At 40.8% G+C, this 19,244-nt stretch carries 15 protein-coding genes, 1 tRNA gene and 1 pseudogene; 15 read left to right on the forward strand and 2 right to left on the reverse strand.

Annotation, left to right across the window (positions count from 1 at the left end; translation table 11 throughout):
* Positions 1-24: 24 nt before the first annotated feature.
* The 8 genes from E2K93_RS04730 (at position 25) to E2K93_RS04765 (ending at position 5,418) form a co-directional block, all read left to right on the forward strand.
* Positions 25-101: transfer RNA gene (locus tag E2K93_RS04730), tRNA-Ile, on the forward strand.
* A gap of 174 nt (positions 102-275) precedes the next feature.
* Positions 276-1,514 (forward strand): integrase domain-containing protein, encoded by a 1,239-nt coding sequence (locus E2K93_RS04735; protein ID WP_135437991.1) that lies wholly within the window; start codon positions 276-278, stop codon positions 1,512-1,514.
* A 98-nt stretch (positions 1,515-1,612) separates the two neighbouring features.
* The gene (locus E2K93_RS04740; protein ID WP_135437992.1) at positions 1,613-2,431 is read left to right on the forward strand and encodes a hypothetical protein; all 819 of its coding nucleotides are present in this window, start codon (positions 1,613-1,615) and stop codon (positions 2,429-2,431) included.
* A 113-nt stretch (positions 2,432-2,544) separates the two neighbouring features.
* Entirely contained in the window at positions 2,545-2,796 is a 252-nt protein-coding gene (locus E2K93_RS04745; RefSeq protein ID WP_135437993.1) for a helix-turn-helix transcriptional regulator, read from the forward strand.
* 9 nt (positions 2,797-2,805) lie between these two features.
* The gene (locus E2K93_RS04750; RefSeq protein ID WP_228445505.1) at positions 2,806-3,240 is read left to right on the forward strand and encodes a hypothetical protein; all 435 of its coding nucleotides are present in this window, start codon (positions 2,806-2,808) and stop codon (positions 3,238-3,240) included.
* Between the two features lie 293 nt (positions 3,241-3,533).
* A complete protein-coding gene (locus tag E2K93_RS04755; protein ID WP_135437994.1) occupies positions 3,534-4,103 on the forward strand; it encodes a YagK/YfjJ domain-containing protein in 570 nt (189 codons plus the stop codon).
* Between the two features lie 41 nt (positions 4,104-4,144).
* Positions 4,145-4,774 carry a hypothetical protein gene (locus tag E2K93_RS04760; RefSeq protein ID WP_135437995.1) on the forward strand — a complete coding sequence of 210 codons (630 nt, stop codon included), beginning with the start codon at positions 4,145-4,147 and terminating at the stop codon, positions 4,772-4,774.
* 35 nt (positions 4,775-4,809) lie between these two features.
* Positions 4,810-5,418: a hypothetical protein gene (locus E2K93_RS04765; protein ID WP_135437996.1), complete on the forward strand. Its 609-nt coding sequence runs from the start codon at positions 4,810-4,812 to the stop codon at positions 5,416-5,418.
* Positions 5,419-5,594: 176 nt separating this feature from the next.
* Here E2K93_RS04765 and E2K93_RS04770 read toward each other — a convergent pair whose 3' ends face one another.
* The gene (locus E2K93_RS04770) at positions 5,595-6,407 is read right to left on the reverse strand and encodes a restriction endonuclease (protein WP_135437997.1); all 813 of its coding nucleotides are present in this window, start codon (positions 6,405-6,407) and stop codon (positions 5,595-5,597) included.
* Positions 6,408-6,782: 375 nt separating this feature from the next.
* Between E2K93_RS04770 and E2K93_RS04775 the strand changes: the two genes are divergently transcribed.
* The 3 genes from E2K93_RS04775 to E2K93_RS04785 are packed head-to-tail and all read left to right on the forward strand — an operon-like array spanning position 6,783 to position 9,741.
* Positions 6,783-8,207, forward strand: a complete 1,425-nt coding sequence (locus E2K93_RS04775) for an MBOAT family O-acyltransferase (protein WP_135437998.1) — start codon at positions 6,783-6,785, stop codon at positions 8,205-8,207.
* Complete coding sequence (locus tag E2K93_RS04780) at positions 8,182-9,312, forward strand: hypothetical protein (RefSeq protein WP_135437999.1); 1,131 nt, start codon at positions 8,182-8,184, stop codon at positions 9,310-9,312. Before E2K93_RS04775 ends, E2K93_RS04780 begins: the two co-directional genes overlap by 26 nt.
* 3 nt (positions 9,313-9,315) lie before the next feature.
* On the forward strand, positions 9,316-9,741 hold the full coding sequence (locus tag E2K93_RS04785) for a universal stress protein (RefSeq protein WP_135438000.1): 426 nt from the start codon (positions 9,316-9,318) through the stop codon (positions 9,739-9,741).
* A gap of 142 nt (positions 9,742-9,883) precedes the next feature.
* Here E2K93_RS04785 and E2K93_RS04790 read toward each other — a convergent pair whose 3' ends face one another.
* On the reverse strand, positions 9,884-10,387 hold the full coding sequence (locus tag E2K93_RS04790; protein WP_189637851.1) for a DUF3016 domain-containing protein: 504 nt from the start codon (positions 10,385-10,387) through the stop codon (positions 9,884-9,886).
* 294 nt (positions 10,388-10,681) lie between these two features.
* Between E2K93_RS04790 and E2K93_RS04795 the strand changes: the two genes are divergently transcribed.
* The 4 genes and pseudogenes from E2K93_RS04795 to E2K93_RS04810 form a co-directional block, all read left to right on the forward strand.
* The gene (locus E2K93_RS04795) at positions 10,682-11,266 is read left to right on the forward strand and encodes a porin family protein (protein WP_135438002.1); all 585 of its coding nucleotides are present in this window, start codon (positions 10,682-10,684) and stop codon (positions 11,264-11,266) included.
* 579 nt (positions 11,267-11,845) lie between these two features.
* A complete protein-coding gene (locus tag E2K93_RS04800) occupies positions 11,846-15,643 on the forward strand; it encodes a S8 family serine peptidase (RefSeq protein ID WP_135438003.1) in 3,798 nt (1,265 codons plus the stop codon).
* Positions 15,644-15,707: 64 nt separating this feature from the next.
* Positions 15,708-16,226, forward strand: coding sequence for a protease inhibitor I9 family protein (locus E2K93_RS04805; RefSeq protein ID WP_135438004.1), 519 nt, complete (start codon positions 15,708-15,710; stop codon positions 16,224-16,226).
* Positions 16,227-16,268: 42 nt separating this feature from the next.
* Positions 16,269-19,235: pseudogene (locus E2K93_RS04810) on the forward strand (S8 family serine peptidase); the annotation flags it as partial.
* Positions 19,236-19,244 lie beyond the last annotated feature (9 nt).

A 19,244-nucleotide genomic window follows, 5' to 3' on the forward strand; every position in this document is an offset into this window, starting at 1 on the left:
ATCTAAATCAAAGCATTTCCTAATGGCCCCTTAGCTCAGTTGGTTAGAGCACCCGACTCATAATCGGTAGGTCCCCTGTTCAAGTCAGGGAGGGGCCACCATTTAGATAATTAAAGACGCATTAGAGCGTCTTTTTTTATGCCTAAAAATCAACGATTTAACCTGTCATCTGCTAGTTTTACGGTTATTAACGATTAATAATAACTTGTAAAAGCCACCATTTTTAGTAACACTCTTAGTAACACCAACCTAATTAAACGGAATTTAGTGTTACTATGGCGCGAATAACTACCCCATTAACCAATACAGAAGTTAAACAAGCAAAGCCTAAAGATAAGGAATACAACCTTGTTGATGGTGACGGGCTAATGTTACGAGTAAAACCTAATGGCTCTAAGCTATGGCTATTTAACTATTATCGACCGTATACAAAAAAACGAGCAAATATTGGTTTTGGTAAATATCCCGAAGTAACACTGGCGCAAGCTCGAAGCAAAAGAAAAGATGCTAGAACATTATTAGCTGAAAATGTCGACCCGAAAGCTCACCGCACAGAACAAGAGCAGCAAAATAAAGAAGCTATAGAAAATACTTTTGGTGTTGTTGCTCAAAAATGGTTTGAATTAAAGCTTACGCAAGTTAAAGAGGAAACAGCTAACCATGCTTGGCGCGGATTAGAACGTCATGTTTTACCTACGCTAAGCAATGTACCACTAGATACAATCAAACCTAAGACGGTTATTACCCTACTCACTCCTATTGCCAACAAAGGCAGTTTAGAAACTGTTAAACGCCTATGTCGTAACATTAACGAAGTAATGCGACTTGGTGTTGCTCAGGGCATTATTGAGGTTAATTACTTAGCTGATGTCACAAAACTATTCCCTGCGGCTAAGAAAACTAATATGGCGACCATCAAGCCAGAACGTTTACCAGAGCTACTGTCAGCAATTAGAGAGTCAACCATATTGCGAACAACACGTTGTTTAGTTCTATGGCAACTTCATACAATGACAAGACCAATTGAAGCAGCTACAGCACGTTGGGAGGACATAGACCTAGAAAACAAAGTTTGGGTTATTCCTGCCGATCGCATGAAAATGAAAAAGCCTCATACCATCCCGTTAACAGAGCAAACTTTAGAACTGTTAAATACAATTCGCTCAATGTCTGACGGCAAAGAATACCTATTTACTAATCATCGAGATCCAACAAGACACGCTAATAGCCAAAGTGTAAACATGGCTTTAAAGCGTATGGGATTCGCTGGCGAATTAGTTTCACATGGCTTACGAGCATTAGCTAGCACAACGCTAAATGAACAAGGTTTTGATCCTGATGTTATAGAAGCAGCACTAGCTCACGTAGATAAAAACGAAGTAAGGCGAGCTTATAACCGAGCAGAATATTTAGAGCGCAGACGTAAATTAATGTATTGGTGGTCTGATCATATTGAACAAGCTCAGACAGGACAATTTAATAAATCTAATAAGGGCTTAAAGGCCATAAGTTAAATTTATTGGGATAGCTTAAAACTGATCATTTTAAGTGAAAGGTACTACCTCAGTACTTTCCCAGTTAATTTATTGAGGTAGTGAAATGAGGAACTCACATGATTAACAAATTTAAAAGGGGCTTAACTGCCGAAGAAGCGTCTTTAGTAGCAACTGGTTTGGATAGGTTTGATTCTTTAGTCGATGCCAGTAGAACACTTCAAGTGGAAGAAGATTCTGTAAGATATGCTGAAGCAGAATTAACTAACCCTTACAATGATGAAGGCATTTCATCAATGAGTTGGGATGATATAAATACCCACGATGAAGATTACAAAAAACTAGCTGAGGCCGAACTGATAAGAGAAGCATTACTAGATGAAGTTAGTATTGCTTGTGAGTGGCACGACTATTTATCAGGTGAAGTTGAGTTATACATTCATGAGTGTATAACTCAACCACACAATGAAACGACTTTAGAAGTATTTCAGATACGCCGTATGGCACCTGATGATGAATATTCATTTTGCCCAATACCAGCACAAACAACTATAAAAAAAGTTAGCTTGGCGAAATGGTTTTATAATAACCTGCCTGATAAAGCTAATTTTTTTGATCCTACCGAAAGTTATAAAACTGTTGATACTGGATATTCAATAGCTAATATAAATGAAAAAGAAACTTCAAATGCTGTTACCCCTACAACCATTCAACAATTAACCTTTTCAGAAAAGATTATACAAACTAATACGTGGCAAGATTTATACAAACAAACTGAAAAGGCTATTGATGAATTTCCTGTTTGGCAACAGCAACAACGTAAGCCAAATAACATCCCTATGGGTCATATTGATGATTGGCTAACAAACACTTTAAAAGTCACAAAAAGAGAATCCGAAACAATCAAAAAAACATTGATAGAAATATTTAACCTTTAATATCAAAAACTTATATATGACAAACCTTTCATCATAAGACAAAGGTTTTGTCATAAATTCATTTAAGTAGCATTAAACCTGAATCGTTTAACAACAGACTAAGGTAACTAAACATGACTACTAAAAAGTTTTATGAATTAATCCGCAGACCTGAAGTATTAACTTTAACTGCTCGCTCAAAATCCGCATTACAATTAGATGAAAAAGCTAAACTGTTTTGTCCTCCAATTTCGATCGGCTGTCGAGCTGTCGCATATATAAAAAGCGAAGTAGAAGCCGTCATACAGGCCCGTATTGAGGGTCAAACTCCAGATCAAATCAAACAGCTTGTTTCAGAGCTAATCAAAAAACGAAAAGCAGCCTAGGGGGGAATTATGGATAATTTATTATTTACCGCCCCTGTCGGTTCATTACCAGAAGCAAATAGCACAGCTTATGAATTACTTTCAATTCTATCAGATGGTAATAAACACGCTAGAGATCACTTATGTAATGAGCTTGGTGGAGGCTTTAGAGCATACCTACAACAACTTACTGGAGAATATTATCAACACTGGCTTATACATTCTGAGCAAGGCGAATATAACGGTAAAAAACAGGCCTTCTATTGGCTTGATGAAAATCACTTTTCTTGTGATTGGGAGCAAGATAAAGATGCTCGTACTATTGCCAGAAAACAATATAAAGACCGTTCATATTATGGCAGTAAAAATGCCGTAAAACGCCTACAACAAGCTGAGCAAGAAAAAGCCGAAGCTGATAGGGAATATGAACAACGAATAGAAAGTAAGAAGCCTACTGAGGATTAACAAAGTAGGCTTTCATTAAAACTGGCTAGTGGATGAAGTTTGACGGCTAAACCACTAGCCAATAACAATAGTATAACTGAGAAATAAAGTCAGCGATCACTTACCCTATGCGACCCACTAATATTAGGTTGTTCTTTGTTAACTGCTATTTGTAGGTTTTTTACCCCTATATTTTTAGCGTTTTGTTAACAAGGCAATATAGGCACTAGCAATAGACAGGTAAGTAACAACTAACTTTTAACTAGGTAATTAATAATATCCTTTTATGCTTTCTTAGTTCTTTAGAGTATCTAATGCCGTATATAACCAAAGACAAAGCTATAACTGTGAACGGTAAAACTTGGTGGGTAAATTCGACTGGCAGCGGCCTTATTATTCATGCGATTAAAGCGATGATTAACCAAGTCGATTCAATGCTAAATTATCACAGTAAAGTTCATGTGATACGCTTTGATTTAAGGATGTATAGCTTCACCGATGATAATAAGATAATGACTGTTTTTAATCGTAGATTATTTAAATGGTTAAAGCGTAAATATAAACTAAATAGAATTGGCTTTATTTGGTGTAGAGAATTAGAAACAGCTAAACAACAGCATTACCACTACGCACTTATTATTGATGGTCATAAAGTACGGCACCCTATTGAAATACTTAATAAAGTTAAAGATATTTGGGAACAACACTTAGACGGCTCAGAATTCACCCCCAAGAATTGCTATTACAATGTAAAACGTAACGATTATGACTCTATCCAAAGTGCCGTGTGGCGTATATCCTACCTAGCTAAAGCTCGTGGTAAAGGCTATAAGCCTAATCAAACAAAAAACTATGGCACAAGTAGGGTTAAGTGGGTAGAGTAACTTAATTAGAGTAGATAAATTTTATAGGTTATAGCCGCATTATGAATAGAAGATTATATTTGGTTTCTTTATGGTTTTTAGCACTTCCTTGTACTGCTTATCAAGATAATTATTTGGAAGATATTGCTAATAAATGGGAGTGTTCTTTTCCTGTAAACCCTAGTGGAAAAGAGCCGACGGGTAACTTTTATTCATGTAGGGACGATGGTTGTAATGGGGAAATTTATAAATTTTATCAAAGTCCAGATAGTTATTTAGCAATAAAAAATTTTGTTATCGACTTCAAGGCTAACTCAGTGTCTTTCGAGCAAGCTATGATTACAACGCTACATTATAAAGATAAAAGTATGCCAAATGAGGCATTCAGAAAAACAAAATTTGAACTAATGCCGCTTACTCACATTAAGTTACATGAATATGATGGCAATGGAGATGATCATATTGTTGTGCCATTCATTAGTTACGAAGACCCTATGACAGGTAGTCCTTTTGAAGCAATAAAACCAAAACCGAATGACCATTATCTATCGCAGGGTTATTCATACAATACTCTTACACTCTTTGATGGTGGCATCAAAATTTTATGGCAATCCTCGACACCTTTTAATTACAAAGAAAGAGGGCTTTACACTAAAACTGCTTTTGGCTCTTGCCGTCCACTGGTTAATTAGCGCCTGTTTTTCGGACTATATAAAAGGAATTGGCTATGCCTAAAGGTCAGCATTACGGTAGGACACAAACACGAGCATATACAAGTGAATACCATAGTATAAAAGCCAATTTGTTTAAGTCTCTACTCACTAAGCCGCTTGGTAACTACTCAATAAGTTCTGGTTATCTTAGTCATGATCACAAAAAGCTATCTTTAGATGAAAATGACAATGGTATCCGCTATATAACTTTTAACATAAACAATAAGCCACATAAGATAACTTTGAAGCTCGATAATCGAAGCGCAAGCAATAAACTATACATAACCTGCCCCTACTGCCAAAAACAACGCCAGAGTCTCTATGCGATCAAATACGCCTATGCTTGTCGTGAATGTATAGGTTTACATTACGCTTGCCAGAGTGAACGGTCACAAGAAAGACTTATGAGGCGTATTAGAAAGCTAAGAAAAGAACTATGGGGTTATGATTGGCCCGATGTAAATAATATGTTCGAGAATATTAATTACTGGCCTAAACCAAAGTATATGCGTTGGAATACGTTTATAGAGAGAAAGAATAAAATATCTTTATTGGAGCAGCAATATTGGCCTCAAGCAATTGAACAAATGAAAGCAACATTTGGTGGTGACATAAGGATATAGTAACACTGTAAGTAACACCAAGAGCAACAACCCAACCAAAGACCTTAATTTACAAGGCTCTCAAGATGCTATACAAGTCAGGGAGGGTCATCATTTCCCCATACAGTTTTTCGATTTACTGCAGGCCAGCTTAGTTATAAACTGCTGGATATATTTAGAATAATATTTATTCATTTTCAATATTCTTCTGTTCTCCTACATCTTGGAAATGTGCTGCAACCCCAAAATTTATTTCCGCTATTTGGACCTCTTTTAGCGATTCTGATCAACATTGGATTGCCACAACTAGTACAATTCTTTTCATTTAATTTTGGTAGTGTCTCAATTGTTCTATTCGTTGATACAGAATCAATCATCTCCCTAAGCTGGGAACCACCGATCAAATCGAGCGGTTTTCCCTTAGCAAAAACGTAAGATTCCGCTGTGTATGTACCAGAACACATAACAATTGCTCTATCTGCACTTTCAGCGACCATAACACCATATAACTCTCTTACCGTTTTAACACCGATCTTTTGCGTTCGCCATTGCTTACATTGAACAATAATTTTTTCACCGTTGCGCTTTAGAATTAAATCAACTCCACCATCAGCCCCAGCTTGTGTCTCGTATACTAGATAACCAAGTTTTTTATAAACTTCGCCAACGAGCATTTCAAATTCTCGCCAAGTAATGTTTTTAAGAGGATCTTTCTTGGATTCGAAAGCATTAAGGAAGCCCAAAATGCCATTGCCAGACATTCTAGATATCAGAGATTTACGATGAAGAGCTTTAAAAAATGTGACTACGGCAATGAATGCAATTAATAACGATATTGGTTCAGCCAGACTCGATATCCCATTAGACAAACTTTTAAATGCAGCTGACTGAAAGTGCATTGAAGGTATTTGATATTTGAAAAATATATAACTTAAGTAACTTAATATCGCATTCACCCACCAAGGTAAAACCAACATTAAATCTATTATTGAATCATTCCTTTTCGCCATAGTTAATCCCTTTAAAGTAAGCTTTCGCTTAATTTAACTTGCTACTAAATTTTTTTAAAGGCTTTTAAGAAGTTACTTGGATGTTGGTGAAAATGACTCGTATGAAACTCGTATACTTTTCCTCCCAAACAATAACAGTGGAGTTATCCAATAAAAGGAAAACTTTGACGATATAAATCACCGCAACATAAAAGATAACGGCGACACATTGTACGCCCTATACTGCGCACCAGCTCACATCTTAAAAAGCCAATATAATCAGTTAGATATCTAGCCCTCAATTCGCTACATGCAATAAACCCGACTATACTCTTTGCATAATACTAATTTACGCTTAAAGACAGTGCGTACAGGTCTTGAGTCAGGGATACCCTAGTGCTGTTTAATTCATTGTCGTTTGTTTTATTTTTACTCATTGTTCTTGCCCTTCATTACGCGCCATTTTCTTGGCGTATCAAAAAGAGCAATTTACTTATTGCCAGCTATTTATTTTATGCCGCGTGGAACCCACCTTTTGTTGTGTTGTTATGGATTTCCACAATTGTCGATTGGCATGTCGCCAACTGGATGTTTAAAGAGCAAAAGCAACATAAACGGCGATTGTTATTATTACTGAGCCTAGCCACCAACTTGGGCATTTTGGGTTATTTTAAATATGGTGAGTTTTTACTGGAGAATTGGCAATGGTTGATGGCCAGTTTCGGTATTGATTATCAAGTGCCTGAATGGTCAATTATATTGCCTGTTGGCGTCAGCTTTTACACGTTTCAAACAATGGCTTACTCGTTAGATATATATTTAAAGAGAGCAGAGCCAGCCAAATCATTTTTAGATTTTTCTTTATTTGTGACCTTTTTCCCACAATTAGTTGCCGGACCGATTGTCCGCCCGACTCATTTAATTCCGCAATTTGCACAGCCCCACTTAGCCAACTTAAAACAGTTTGGTTGGGGGTTAGGCTTGATTATTTTAGGGCTGTTCCAAAAAGTGGTGATTGCCGATGGGTTATTATCGCCAGCCGCTGAAACGGTCTACAACAGTAAAGATTCAGTGACGTTTATTGATGCCTGGTTAGGCACGTTTGCCTTTGCTGGGCAAATATTTTCAGACTTTGCTGGTTACTCGACAACGGCCATAGGTGTCGCGCTTTGTTTAGGCTTTTCATTGCCAACCAACTTTAGATTCCCATACGCAGCCATTGGCTTTTCCGACTTTTGGCGGCGCTGGCATATATCGCTTTCTACGTGGTTGCGAGATTACCTATACATCCCGTTAGGCGGCAACAGAATGAGCAGCATACGTACCCAAATAAACTTGATGCTTACCATGTTGCTCGGTGGCTTATGGCATGGTGCCAGTTGGAACTTTGTAATTTGGGGGGGCTTACATGGTGGCTTTTTAGTGATTGAGCGATTTACCCGTAAACGATGGGGAGAGTTGGTGATTTTAAAATCGACACTGGCTTCATTTTGTTTGATGTTATTAACCTTTGCGGCAGTTAACATCACCTGGGTATTCTTTCGTGCTAAAGACTTCACGACCTCCTCACAAATTATCAGTTCCATGTTTGGCTTTGCCCCTGATAATGCAGCAACACCGCTACCTACGTTATATATTGTTGAAGTGCTCGTGGTGGTATCTTTATTAATTTCGGCTCATTGGTACATGCGTAACTCTACTTTAGAAGATACCGTCAAAACAATGCCCTCTTGGCTAGTCGTTTGCTTATTGACCATCATGACCTTTACCATCGTTATTACACAGGGAACAGGCAATGCCTTTATTTACTTCCAATTCTAAAATTGTATATCGAGATATACCTGAACAGCCTTGGGGCAAGATAATAATCACCTCTTTGCTATTATCTTTATTGCTGTTGGTAGGTTGGGAGTTGCTTGCTAGAAAAATGCACCATCAACCCGGCGGTTACCTAAGTGGTATGGATGCCATGTGGGCAAACGAAAGACGAAAACTTGATTCTCCCGATCATAATATTCGAGTCGTATTGACTGGCTCAAGCAGACTTTTGTGGGCTGCCGATTTAAATATTATGGAGCAACAATTAGGTACACGCCCATTGCAACTGGCATTACCTGGAACAAGCCCTGCACTATTTGTCGAAGACATCGTCGAAAACACCGACTTTGATGGCATCATATTAGTCGGCGTAACACCTTTTTTATTCAATTGGTTAACTGAAGGCTACTTTGGTAAAGATGCTTTTCAACGCTATCATAGTGAATCACCTTCACAATGGTTAAGTACCAAGTTACATGATCCCTTAGCCAAAAACTTTGGCTTTATTGATGAAGCGTTTTCGTTATTTGAATTGGTCGATCACTATGTTGCTTTACCTGAACGGAAAAACTCAAAGGTGCTAAATCAACAGGGTTGGAAGTTAGGTGATGTTTACCAAGACAGACAAACTGACATGTGGGCTCCCGTTGAGCAAGAAGGCAGCTTCGACAACCAGCAAATATTAAATTTCTGGTTACCAGGGTTAAATTTAAACAAGCTTAAAACAGCGGAAGAAATGGCACAAATGACTGATGAAGCCGTCAATTTCTTTCGCCCTCTAATAACCAAATTACGCCAGCGTGGTGGGGATATGGTATTTATTCGCATGCCGTCAAGAGGGCTTTATTTAGAGCGTGATGTAAAGAGCAATTACCGAGAACTTTCTTGGCAACCTATGATAGAAGCGCTAAACGTACCAGCCATTAATACCATGGACTTTCCTGAACTTTCTAGCCAGTTAGAAATTCCAGAATGGTCTCATTTATCAAGAAAAAGTCAGGATGTATGGTCTGAGAAAATCATTGCCTATATTGAAGAGGCTTACTATCAGAATCGCAAGGCCGACATCAATGATCTCTTAAAAACAAAACAGCCGTTGGAGAATTAAATTATGACAATACTCATCGCTATTGATTTTTCTGAGGTCTCCAACTCAGTGATCAATGCACTACCTGACTTAGTGCAAATTGAAGATGAAATTCATATACTGCACGTTGGCGAACCGAACCCTGAATTTGTCGGCTTTGACGTTGGCCCAACGTCTGTTAAAGAGCAATTAGATGACGAGTTTGAAAAACAAACACTGAAACTAAATCAGCTCACCTTAACACTCGTAAAACAAGGTTATAGCGTTAAAACAATTCATGTAACAGGTGTAATCGTAGATGAAATCGTTGAATATTCGCAAAAAATAAAGGCAAAGATGATTATATTAGGTCGCCATGGTCACAGTGCTATTTACAATATATTAGTCGGCAGTGTTGCTGAGGCGGTACTAAAGCGCTCGGCAATTCCTGTTTTGTTAGTGCCCAAATAACGTCTAATGTGTATCCGAATAAAATACCGCTGTCATAATAGAGCCTAGAAGCATTGCAGATTGCGCAAAAATTAAAGACGCCCTCGAGCGTCTTTTTTAATTCTAAACGGTGGTGTCAGAAATTGAATCGCTTGACCGCTACTTAAGGCATCACCTTCTCAAAATATTCCACCAGCATACGTTTGTCATAGCCAATCATTTCATCCGCGGCTCTGCCAAATAGTGTTCGGCTCAGGTAGCCCATATCTTTGATATCAGCAGTCTCTTCTCGGACAACCTTACCATCGGCATCTTTAATAACGTATTCGAATGACATTCTTGGAATATAAACGTCTTTTAATACACGTATTTCCTGCATATTGAATCGAGTCTCACCGGCCAAATCAATGTTGGTAAATTTAATATCAATGGTGACGCCTTTACCTTCAAAGTGGTCCGCTAACGCTTCCGCCAACTTATCAGCCACACTCTGCTCGAAATCAGACTGTATGCCGATATTCCCGGTGTCTATATCATTAAAGTCACTGGGATTTAGCAATGTGACGGTAGCCGATCTATCCGTCGCGGAAACAGTTGAGGGTTTTTCCGTGGTGTTCGAACACGACGCAAGTAGCACCACCACCATAAGAGTTAATAATTTGTGCATTTTATTCTCCTGCCTTGCTTTAATTTTAGTCGCCATTGACTGATCAGTACACTGTTTATCAAATACAGCTTGTTAGTTTCAATAACAACTCCCCAGCAAACGCTTTATGAGCCAGGCTTTTGGTCAACACCAGCTTAATGAACACGTTAGACTCTCACCGCTGACCAAGTTCAAATAAATCGTTACAAAAATAAAGCTAATAATTTCAATGGATTATTGCCCATTAAAATTAATAATGCTAACGTTCAGGCGCCATTATGATTTGTTATGGCGTATATTTTATAAGGATTTGAAATGAAAAAACTTACAACAATTGCCTCTCTAGTTGCCTTATCACTCGCTTCATTTGCCTCTACTGCCGCTGAATCACCAAACTGGAGATTCATCGAAGGTTCGTATGTATCAGCTGAAGTCGATGACTCTGACATTGATTATGAACCAGATGGATTTGGTATTGCCGGTTCAACGTTAATCGGTGAAAACGTAATCTTAGGCGCTAGTTACAGCTCCGTTTCTGATGACATTTACGGTATTGATGTTGACTTAATGCAAGGTGAAGCGCACCTTGGCTATCGCTACGGCGCGACAAAGACAACGGATATCTTTGGTAAAGTGTCATATCAATACATTGAGCTTGAAGCAGACTCTGAGTCTATTGATGACAGTGGTTACGGTTTACACCTTGGCGTTCGTTCAATGCTAACACCATCATTTGAGCTTGGCGCTGAAATCGCTCACATTGATATCGATGATGAAACAGATACTATTCTGTCAGCGTCAGGTTACTACCATATTAATGAGAGTTTCTCGATTGGTCTTGGTTACGCGGTTTCTGATGAAATCGACACCATGTCGGCATCTGCTCGTTTGTCATTCTAATCACAAACTATCGGTGTCATTTATGCCTGGCGCGACATTAAGTGCCGGGCATTATCTTTGCTAACAATTCATATCATTCTAACAATTTAAACCCTTCAAATAGCTCAAACCGTTCAAATATTAAATACATAATTAAAACGATTTTACCGGTTATTATCTGCATCTTTATATACGCATTTATCGTCGTAAAAACGATTCACCTTGCTCCTTTCGCTAAGAGAAAAGAACCACAAGCAAAACTTGCTTTGTGTTATTCACGGTTAAAAGCCTGATCACTGATTCGAAAAAACTCGATTAATAACTCGGCAAAAAAGGTAAATATCGCTTTTTTACAATATCAAAAACAGTGAAAAAACCTTATCAACTAACGCCGAACAAAAACCTCCCAACCCCTTACCACGGAAGGCTTTTGACATTTATTAGACATAGTCCTTATTGGATATGACGTTATTTTGACATTAATTTGCCAGCCCTTCTCTTGTTTGCATTTTGCTAGCCGTATAAAACCAATGGCAATGCACAAAAATACAACACTGAAATTACAAAGTGCATATCCATTAAATAAATCGGGGATACTCTATGAAGTTGAAAAAAAGCGCATTAGCGATTTGTATTGCCAGCTCACTTGCGGCTGGTACATCATTCGTTCACGCAGAAACAGATCTAAAAGCCACCTTTGGAAAGCATGAGAAAGCGACTCAACAAGTCACTATATTTCTTCAAGGCGAACCGGCTTTAAGTAGCTATGCTAAAGGTAAAGCCAACTTTAAAAACGACTTACGCGCCATAAACAAAGCGCAAGACGAATTTTTCAAAAATGTTTTAGCAATAGACTCTAATGCATCGATCACAAGCCGTGCTGGATTACTCGCTAACTTCATTACCGTTAACATTGCCTCAGATCGTGTCAGCGAACTTGAAACGCTTGCCGGTGTTAGCCACATTGATGTTAACAACGCTCAAGCATTTATTCCAAAATCAGCATTAAAAGCCCAAACCAATGCCACCATTTCTAGCGAAGGCGAAATGGAAGAGCTTATGGCCGCCTACACAGCGAACGAAAATGCTGGTGAAGGTGTACACGTAGGTATCGTTTCTACCGGTATCGATTACACGTTGGCATTCTTTGGTGGAACAGGTGAATACGGTGAAGATAACGATCCAGAAACACCACCAGTAGCGGGTAGTTACCTAGATGCATTAGAAAATGGTGCAATCGCCTTTGATGGTTTCCCAACAGAAACCGTTGTTGGTGGTATGGATTTCGCCTCAGAGAACTGGGGTATGGATGAAAACCCAATCGACCAAAACTACGAATACGTTCACTGGAATGGTGCGGTATATAACACAGGTGAAGGTACTGAATTAGCAAGTATCGTCCATCAGCTTGCGCCAGGTGCAAAACTGCACGCTTATAAAATCGCTAACGTATCACCTGCGTCTTGGGATCCAGACACATTGACCGTGCAATGGCCAACTCAAGGTAACGTTATTTCAGCTATTGAACACGCCATGGATCCTAACCAAGATGGCGATGTTTCAGATCACCTTGACGTGATTCTGATTGACTCTCTAGGTGCCGGTTCGTTTTATGATGCGCACTCACAAGCAGGCATCTCGTTAATAAACATGATGATCGACAGAGCATCAGCGATGGGTGTGACAATTGTGACCCCAGCAGGTGCTGGCGGTGAATGGGCAACCATGGGCTTAGCCGAAGCAAAACACCGTGGTTGGATTGCCCATGAAGCCGCGCCAACGGCAACAATTGCCGTAGGTTCAGTGGTAAATACTGACGATGACATGGGTGTTCGTATCGCAGATTGGTCACCAATGGGCCCTGTTCGTGGTTCAATGGCATTAAAACCTGAAATTGTTACTAAAGCAGATGATATCCCTGTTGTTAAAATCAGCAACGCTGATTCAACGGCAGCGATGACCGGTTCGCGTACTGATGCGTTATCAGCAGCAGCTCGTATTGCTGCAGCGGCGGCGGTTATCAAAAGCAATAACCAAAATCTTGGCCCTGTTGAAATCAAAGCGTTGCTGGCAAATACGGCAGCAGCAGAAAACATTTTAAACTCTGCCGCGACAATGGAAGCCAATCTACTGGCCAAAGGTCACGGTGTAGAAGACGTAGACTCAGCGGTTAGCTCGCCAGTGTATGTTGTTAATAAGCAAGATGCTCAGCCATATGTGCAGTTTGGCCATCACGAAGTCATGGATGAAAAAACCATCGTTAAGAACCTTGTGATCAGAAACATGTCTGATTCAATGCAATCTTATGCAATGAGTTTTGCGTTCAATGGAGACAAAGACACTCACCAAGCGCTTACCATTAGTCACCCGCAAACAGTGACCGTTCCGGCACATCACGCGGTTGAAATTCCGGTGACCGTTACTATCGATGGCACTATGCTACCGGCATGGGGCTTGACCGAAACCGCTGATTACACCGATGCAAACCTGACGCAACACGAAATCAATGGTTACTTTAATTTAACCTCTGACAATAACCCTGATATCGCTCTAGCTTGGATGTTGCAAGCACGTCCAGCTACTAGCATCAATAAAAATCCAATTGCGTCTGAATACCCAATTTACAAAGGTTGGAATCCAGATTTAGGCGCAACTGAATGGGGTACATTGCCACTAGGTGATGAGCGCTATGGCACTGACCAATGGGGTGGCCCTAGCTACCGTGGTAATGGTGCAACATTCGTCAATGAATCGAACACAGCAACAACCTTTGAAGCATATCCAGTGCTAATCTCAAAGCCACAAGTTGATGACAATATCGTTGACGTGAAAGGTCATAAGATTCGCGCCGTTGGTGGTGCCATCTATGATGAAGCCATGTGTGAAATAACCGGTAAAAAACTTGTTATTGCCGTTAATTTCCATAACCAAGTACAAACTGCGATGGCCAACTTTACCGACAAAATGGGTCCACCATTATTCTTCTACGACATGTTCTCTGAAGCCGTGGTTGAAGAGTTTGGTCTTGATGAAAGTTTTGCAGGTGTGTGGTTGAGTGATGAGCAAACTGTTAACCAACCGTTTGTACAATTAAACGCTAAAGGTCAGCCAGCCACTTACTACATCGATTACAACAAAGCGTTCGATTGGCAGGACCCTAATGGTCGATACACTGAGTCAAAATTACCGACACGTTTCGCTGGTAATGGTCACAACGTGGTATCGCAACTATGTGTGGAAGAGTTATTCCATCATGAGTTAGATGAATTAGCCGATTTTGATCAAAACTTTGGTTTCCACATCGAAACCGATCGTGATGCGGGAATGGAAAGATTCGCAGCAATCACCCAGTTTAACCCAATTAAAGGTGGTTACTACAGCGAAGAAGAGTTCTGTGGTACCGATTGGTTTGGTAACGAGTGGTGTGAAACGGTCGTAACCGATATGTCAAATGTAGTTGGCTTCGCTAACGTTGGTGAGATTGTACCGACTGAAGAGCAAACCTACGCAGAGGCACTAGCTGACGCGACCACGCAAGCTGATTTTAGCCACATCTATACCGCACAACCTGGTGAAGAAGTGACAATTGTTGCCCTGCAACATGCTGATTGGAACCTGCCAGATACTGAGTTTATGGTGATCAGTTCATCTGATGACTTTATGCACTTGGGTACGGTTGGCGTAGTAAGTGGCGGTTCTGCCGTTGTGCAAATTGCCGAAGAGCAATCGTTCAACGTTAATGAAAACGCGCCAATGGGCACGGTTGTTGGCACCATCGACTTAGATGCGGCAGGTTTCTTCGGATTTGGTGGTTCACAAAATTACCCTCTTGAAGTGTCTATCGTAAATACCGTTGCTGGTACGCCGTTTGCAATTGACCAAGACACTTATGAGATCTACGTGCAAAACCCTGAAGCCCTTGACTATGAAATGGTTAAAGAAGTGACGTTAACCATTAATACGCAAGAAGGTAACTCAATGGGTAAGCCTACTGACGTTATGGTTTACATCAACAACGTAAATGACATCGCGCCAAAAATTGACAGCAGCAAGCTAGCCGAAATGCCAGTTGTTCAATTAGAAATCGAAAAAGATGAAACACAATCTTTCTCTATCGATTTCAGCGATATCTTCTCAGATGTTGAAAGTGACATGCTTACCTTTACCGCCTCAGGTGCTGGTATTGCTAACGTTCAAATCGACGGTTTTGTGGTAACTGGTGTTGTACAAGCCGCTGGTGATTACACTCTTACCGTTGTTGCCTCTGATGGTGCAAACGAAGTAAGCGCTGACTTTGCTGTTGTTGCGACAGCCGTAGAAGAAAAAGACAGTGGTGGTAGTGTTGGTGGCATGTTTGCCCTAATGCTTGCTCTAGCTGGTCTACGTAGACGTTTATAACCATTATAACTCCATGGAAGCTACGATCTTGTAGCTTCCTTTTTATGGCAAATTTGGAAAGACTATGAAATTTAACCTTTCACCCCTAGCATTACTTGCCTCAAGTATTTTAATTGGCCCTGCTATTGCTGGCCAAAATAATGGAATTGACGGAAGTACTATCATTCCTGGTAAGGAAAAAATAGAAAATATTGTCGCTGATAAAATGCGTCAAGATTCTATGTATTATGTGTTACTAAAAGACAAAGCACTGGCTAACTATAATCCGTATTCTTCAATCACGTCGACTGGTAATCAGTCTTCTCCTCGACTAGACGTGAACAGTGCCACAAGTCAATCATATATCAATCAATTAAAACAAAAACAATCTGGTGTGCTTAGCAAAGCTAGCCAGATGTTAAAAAGACCGCTAGCGGCAAAGTTGCAATATCAGATCGCCTTAAACGGCATGGCTGTGCAACTTAGCGACCAAGAAGCGGCAGTACTTGCCAACATGGACGAAGTTGCCAGTGTTGAAAAAATTGGTTATCACCGCCTACAAACATACGCAGGACCTGAATTTATTGGTGCCAAGAAAGTATAGCAAGGTGTCGAAGGCCACACCAGTCATCAAGGTGAAGGCGTTGTCGTAGGTATCATTGATACCGGTATCAATGCAACTCATCCATCATTCGCTGATGTTGGTGGCGATGGTTATGACCATACCAACCCATTGGGTGAAGGCAATTACTTAGGCGACTGTCTACAATACGCTCAGTTTTGTAATGACAAACTTATCGGTGTCGTCAGCTACCCAGAAATCCTTGAGATTCGACCTGCCGATGCAATCGATCATGGCTATGAAGATTTTGAAGATAAGATGAAAGTCGGCTATGACTTTAATGGTCATGGCTCTCATGTTGCATCAACCGCGGCAGGTAATATTCTAAATGATGTTCCGCACCACATGGCGGTTGCGGATGATATAGGTACGATTCGCGCTGAAACTGATTTTTCATACCAGCAAGTCAGTGGTGTTGCACCTCATGCCAACATTGTTTCATATCAAGTGTGTGACCATTTAGGTCGATGCTGGCCAGAAATGGCGATCCGCGCACTAGAACATGCGATCGCTAACGGTGTTGATGTTATCAACTACTCTATTGGTGGCGGCGCTGATAATCCTTGGGCCACCGCTGATAGCTTGGCATTTTTGAACGCCCGTACCGCAGGTTTGCATATTGCCACGTCTGCCGGTAACAGCGGTCCAGGAGCAGAAACGATTGGTAGCCCAGGTAACGCACCGTGGATCACCACCGTTGCTGCATACACCCACGATGGTGGTTTTGCCGATAAAGCGTTAACAGGTTTTAGCGGTGGTGACTCAGCACCAATCGCAGATCTTGTTGGTAAAGGCGCAACAAAAGCCTATACCGGTAATGTCGTTCATGCCAGTGCGTTTGGTGATGCGCAATGTATGGAACCGTTCCCAGAAGGAACATTTGACGGTGAAATTGTTATCTGTGAACGCGGCACCATTGCCCGTGTACGCAAAGGCTTAAATGTCAAAGAAGGTGGCGCTGGTGGTCTGATTTTGATCAACGTTGACGGTGGTTCAGAATCGATTGATGCGGATACCCACCTATTACCAGCGATTCATTTAAATGCCACTGATGGCCAAGTTGTTGTTGATTGGCTAGCCGCTGGTGAAGACCATATTGCAACCATCAGTGCAGCCGAGCAAGCACGTGACGCTGAACTTGGCGATATTGCAGGTGTGTTCACCTCTCGAGGTCCTAACCTACCATATCCAAATATCTTTGCCCCTGATATCGCCGGCCCAGGTGTGAATATCTACGCTGCGGGTAATGAAGAAACGCCATTTACTGATGAAGATCAAGGCAGCCCTTATACCACGATGAGTGGTACTTCAATGTCGAGCCCACACGTAGCCGGTGTATTGGCGTTAATGCACGAAGCACACCCAACATGGACACCTGCACAAGTGCAATCGGCTGTGATGTCAACCGCACACCAAGAAACCTTTAAAGATGATGATTTTGACGGTGTTAAACAACGTTCTGATTTCTTTGACCAAGGTGCTGGTAGCATCCGTGTTGATAAAGCCCTAAATGCTGGTCTTATTTTAGATATTACCGAACAAGAATATCTTGATGCTGACCCAGAAAGTGGTGGCGATCCTAAACGGCTTAATTCAACCTCTATGGTTGATAATGAGTGTCTACAAAGCTGTGAGTGGACTCGTGTTGTCGAAGCCACCAAAGACGGTACTTGGACGGCAAGCTATGAATACTTAAATGAAGGTTTTACCTTATCGGTTAGCCCAGCATCGTTCAGCTTAAAAGCCGGTGAAAAACAAACGTTAACCATTACCGCAGCAGCAAACAGCGGCCTGCGTGATGCATACGTACATGGTTACATTAACTTAACGGCAGACGGTGAAAACCTTTCTGACTCGCACCTACAAGCAACCGTTGGCTTTAAAGCCGGTTTTGTTCCAGATATTTTGGAAAAAACCTACAGTGATAACAACATTAGTATCACTGATATCGAAACAACCGGTAGTGATGATTTACAGGTCAAAGGATTTGGCTTTGTTAAAGCTCAATCGGCAACAGGTAGCCCAATTGGCACCTCAAATGATGAAGAGAAAAGCAGTTTCACTCGCAACCTTGAAACCTTGTTTAGCCATCAGATCACCGTTAAACCATACACTAAGCGATTGATTGTTGAACTTATCGATACCACCGCGCCAGATATGGACTTATATGTAGGTATTGATGAAAACAACGATGGCCAACCAGATGTTTGGGAAGCGTACTATTCAACAATTTGCATCAGTGGTCGTGTTGATTCACAAGAAATCTGTGTTATTGAGAGACCACCGGTTGGCAACTACTGGTTAGTAGCGCACAATTTCCAAGGCACTGTGGACGATGAGCCTGACGATGTCACTATCCGCTACACGGCTATTGAATATACAGCCGAGGAAAGCTTTGATATTGATGCGCCGTCTCAAGTCGATACCAGTGAACTATTTGATATAAACCTAGCGGTTAATGGCTACAAAGACTTCGATGATGAGTTAGTGAACCTTGATCCACACAGTGTTTATTACGGCCTATTAGAAGTGGGTACAACGCCGGATCTACGACGTAATGTTGGTGCAACGCTTATCAAGCTAGCCACCGAAGACGTGAACTTCAACAAAGCACCGGTATTAAGCAATAAAGTTGCCGATATCAGTAAAACCATTGATGAAGGTGATTCATATCGCGTTGAAGTGGATTTAACCGAAATCTTTAATGACCCTGATGGTGATGAATTAACATACATTGTTAGCGGCTTAGAAGGCGCAGTTATCGAAGACAACATGTTAGTGGTTGAGTTGTCATCGGCAACGGATCTAACGGTTACGGTAACCGCCAAAGACGGTGAATCTGAAGTATCGACCTCATTTGCAATTATGATTGAGGTTGCAGAAAAAGAAACGCCTACGCCGCCACCAGTTGAAGAGGATAGCTCTTCAGGCGGTTCTATGTATTGGTTGACCTTGTTAGCACTGTTTGGACTAAGAAGACGCCAACACTAATCAATCGCA

It is taken from the genome of Thalassotalea sp. HSM 43, assembly GCF_004752005.1.
Taxonomy (GTDB): domain Bacteria; phylum Pseudomonadota; class Gammaproteobacteria; order Enterobacterales; family Alteromonadaceae; genus Thalassotalea_A.

Bases quoted from the DNA above. Each gene is read 5' to 3' on its own strand.
- E2K93_RS04735 (WP_135437991.1), top strand. From the start codon at position 276: ATGGCGCGAATAACTACCCCATTAACCAATACAGAAGTTAAACAAGCA.
- E2K93_RS04740 (WP_135437992.1), top strand. From the start codon at position 1,613: ATGATTAACAAATTTAAAAGGGGCTTAACTGCCGAAGAAGCGTCTTTA.
- E2K93_RS04745 (WP_135437993.1), top strand. From the start codon at position 2,545: ATGACTACTAAAAAGTTTTATGAATTAATCCGCAGACCTGAAGTATTA.
- E2K93_RS04750 (WP_228445505.1), top strand. From the start codon at position 2,806: ATGGATAATTTATTATTTACCGCCCCTGTCGGTTCATTACCAGAAGCA.
- E2K93_RS04755 (WP_135437994.1), top strand. From the start codon at position 3,534: ATGCCGTATATAACCAAAGACAAAGCTATAACTGTGAACGGTAAAACT.
- E2K93_RS04760 (WP_135437995.1), top strand. From the start codon at position 4,145: ATGAATAGAAGATTATATTTGGTTTCTTTATGGTTTTTAGCACTTCCT.
- E2K93_RS04765 (WP_135437996.1), top strand. From the start codon at position 4,810: ATGCCTAAAGGTCAGCATTACGGTAGGACACAAACACGAGCATATACA.
- E2K93_RS04770 (WP_135437997.1), bottom strand. From the start codon at position 6,407: ATGGCGAAAAGGAATGATTCAATAATAGATTTAATGTTGGTTTTACCT.
- E2K93_RS04780 (WP_135437999.1), top strand. From the start codon at position 8,182: ATGCCTTTATTTACTTCCAATTCTAAAATTGTATATCGAGATATACCT.
- E2K93_RS04785 (WP_135438000.1), top strand. From the start codon at position 9,316: ATGACAATACTCATCGCTATTGATTTTTCTGAGGTCTCCAACTCAGTG.
- E2K93_RS04790 (WP_189637851.1), bottom strand. From the start codon at position 10,387: ATGCACAAATTATTAACTCTTATGGTGGTGGTGCTACTTGCGTCGTGT.
- E2K93_RS04795 (WP_135438002.1), top strand. From the start codon at position 10,682: ATGAAAAAACTTACAACAATTGCCTCTCTAGTTGCCTTATCACTCGCT.
- E2K93_RS04800 (WP_135438003.1), top strand. From the start codon at position 11,846: ATGAAGTTGAAAAAAAGCGCATTAGCGATTTGTATTGCCAGCTCACTT.
- E2K93_RS04805 (WP_135438004.1), top strand. From the start codon at position 15,708: ATGAAATTTAACCTTTCACCCCTAGCATTACTTGCCTCAAGTATTTTA.